The sequence below is a fragment of the Streptomyces sp. NPDC031466 genome, from assembly GCF_055581265.1.
In genome coordinates, this window is the sequence record NZ_JBVIJT010000024.1 from 1 (window position 1) to 3,214 (window position 3,214).

The 3,214-nt window shown below is 56.7% G+C and carries 1 rRNA gene; it reads right to left on the reverse strand.

Annotation, left to right across the window (positions count from 1 at the left end):
* Positions 1 to 33: 33 nt before the first annotated feature.
* Positions 34 to 3,158: ribosomal RNA gene (locus ACZ5GP_RS33900) — 23S ribosomal RNA — on the reverse strand.
* Positions 3,159 to 3,214 lie beyond the last annotated feature (56 nt).

The following is a 3,214-nucleotide window of genomic DNA, read 5'->3' on the forward strand; positions in this document are numbered from 1 at the left end:
GTTTCAGAACCAACACAGTGGACGCGAGCAACTGAGGACAAGCCCTCGGCCTATTAGTACCAGTCACCTCCACCCGTTACCGGGCTTCCAGATCTGGCCTATCAACCCAGTCGTCTACTGGGAGCCTTAACCCCTCAAAGGGGGTGGGAATACTCATCTCGAAGCAGGCTTCCCGCTTAGATGCTTTCAGCGGTTATCCTTTCCGAACGTAGCCAACCAGCCATGCCCTTGGCAGGACAACTGGCACACCAGAGGTTCGTCCGTCCCGGTCCTCTCGTACTAGGGACAGCCCTTCTCAATATTCCTACGCGCACAGAGGATAGGGACCGAACTGTCTCACGACGTTCTAAACCCAGCTCGCGTACCGCTTTAATGGGCGAACAGCCCAACCCTTGGGACCGACTCCAGCCCCAGGATGCGACGAGCCGACATCGAGGTGCCAAACCATCCCGTCGATATGGACTCTTGGGGAAGATCAGCCTGTTATCCCCGGGGTACCTTTTATCCGTTGAGCGACGGCGCTTCCACAAGCCACCGCCGGATCACTAGTCCCGACTTTCGTCCCTGCTCGACCCGTCGGTCTCACAGTCAAGCTCCCTTGTGCACTTACACTCAACACCTGATTACCAACCAGGCTGAGGGAACCTTTGGGCGCCTCCGTTACTCTTTAGGAGGCAACCGCCCCAGTTAAACTACCCATCAGACACTGTCCCTGATCCGGATCACGGACCGAGGTTAGACATCCAGCACGACCAGAGTGGTATTTCAACGGCGACTCCACGAACACTGGCGTGCCCGCTTCAAAGTCTCCCACCTATCCTACACAAGCCGAACCGAACACCAATATCAAACTGTAGTAAAGGTCCCGGGGTCTTTCCGTCCTTCTGCGCGAAACGAGCATCTTTACTCGTAGTGCAATTTCACCGGGCCTATGGTTGAGACAGTCGAGAAGTCGTTACGCCATTCGTGCAGGTCGGAACTTACCCGACAAGGAATTTCGCTACCTTAGGATGGTTATAGTTACCACCGCCGTTTACTGGCGCTTAAGTTCTCAGCTTCGCACACCCGAAAGTGCACTAACCGGTCCCCTTAACGTTCCAGCACCGGGCAGGCGTCAGTCCGTATACATCGCCTTACGGCTTCGCACGGACCTGTGTTTTTAGTAAACAGTCGCTTCTCGCTGGTCTCTGCGGCCACCCCCAGCTCAGAGTGCAAGACTCCTCACCAGTGATGGCCCCCCTTCTCCCGAAGTTACGGGGGCATTTTGCCGAGTTCCTTAACCATAGTTCACCCGAACGCCTCGGTATTCTCTACCTGACCACCTGAGTCGGTTTAGGGTACGGGCCGCCATGAAACTCGCTAGAGGCTTTTCTCGACAGCATAGGATCATCCACTTCACCACAATCGGCTCGGCATCAGGTCTCAGCCTTAATGTGCGACGGATTTACCTACCGCACGGCCTACACCCTTACCCCGGGACAACCACCGCCCGGGCTGGACTACCTTCCTGCGTCACCCCATCACTCACCTACTACAAGTCTGGTCCGTCGGCTCCACCACTTTCCTTTCCCCGAAGGGTCCGGAACGGCTTCACGGACTTAGCATCGCCTGATTCAATGTTTGACGCTTCACAGCGGGTACCGGAATATCAACCGGTTATCCATCGACTACGCCTGTCGGCCTCGCCTTAGGTCCCGACTTACCCTGGGCAGATCAGCTTGACCCAGGAACCCTTAGTCAATCGGCGCACACGTTTCTCACGTATGTATCGCTACTCATGCCTGCATTCTCACTCGTGAACCGTCCACCACTGCCTTCCGGCGCAGCTTCACCCGGCACACGACGCTCCCCTACCCATCCCAGCCCCCGTTGGGGGTATGTGCTGGAATGACACGACTTCGGCGGTACGCTTGAGCCCCGCTACATTGTCGGCGCGGAATCACTAGACCAGTGAGCTATTACGCACTCTTTCAAGGGTGGCTGCTTCTAAGCCAACCTCCTGGTTGTCTGTGCGACTCCACATCCTTTCCCACTTAGCGTACGCTTAGGGGCCTTAGTCGATGCTCTGGGCTGTTTCCCTCTCGACCATGGAGCTTATCCCCCACAGTCTCACTGCCGTGCTCTCACTTACCGGCATTCGGAGTTTGGCTAAGGTCAGTAACCCGGTAGGGCCCATCGCCTATCCAGTGCTCTACCTCCGGCAAGAAACACACGACGCTGCACCTAAATGCATTTCGGGGAGAACCAGCTATCACGGAGTTTGATTGGCCTTTCACCCCTAACCACAGGTCATCCCCCAGGTTTTCAACCCTGGTGGGTTCGGTCCTCCACGACCTCTTACAGCCGCTTCAACCTGCCCATGGCTAGATCACTCCGCTTCGGGTCTTGAGCGCGCTACTAAATCGCCCTATTCGGACTCGCTTTCGCTACGGCTTCCCCACACGGGTTAACCTCGCAACACACCGCAAACTCGCAGGCTCATTCTTCAAAAGGCACGCAGTCACGACGCACCAAGCAAGCTTGATGCGCGACGCTCCCACGGCTTGTAGGCACACGGTTTCAGGTACTATTTCACTCCGCTCCCGCGGTACTTTTCACCATTCCCTCACGGTACTATCCGCTATCGGTCACCAGGGAATATTTAGGCTTAACGGGTGGTCCCGCCAGATTCACACGGGATTTCTCGGGCCCCGTGCTACTTGGGTGTCTCTCAAACGAGCCGCTGATGTTTCGACTACGGGGGTCTTACCCTCTACGCCGGACCTTTCGCATGTCCTTCGCCTACATCAACGGTTTCTGACTCGTCTCACAGCCGGCAGACTGTGAAAGAGAGATCCCACAACCCCCACGACGCAACCCCTGCCGGGTCTCACACGTCGTAGGTTTGGCCTCATCCGGTTTCGCTCGCCACTACTCCCGGAATCACGGTTGTTTTCTCTTCCTGCGGGTACTGAGATGTTTCACTTCCCCGCGTTCCCTCCACACTGCCTATGTGTTCAGCAGTGGGTGACAGCCCATGACGACTGCCGGGTTTCCCCATTCGGAAACCCCCGGATCAAAGCCTGGTTGACGACTCCCCGGGGACTATCGTGGCCTCCCACGTCCTTCATCGGTTCCTGGTGCCAAGGCATCCACCGTGCGCCCTTAAAAACTTGGCCACAGATGCTCGCGTCCACTGTGCAGTTCTCAAACAACGACCAACCACCCATCACAC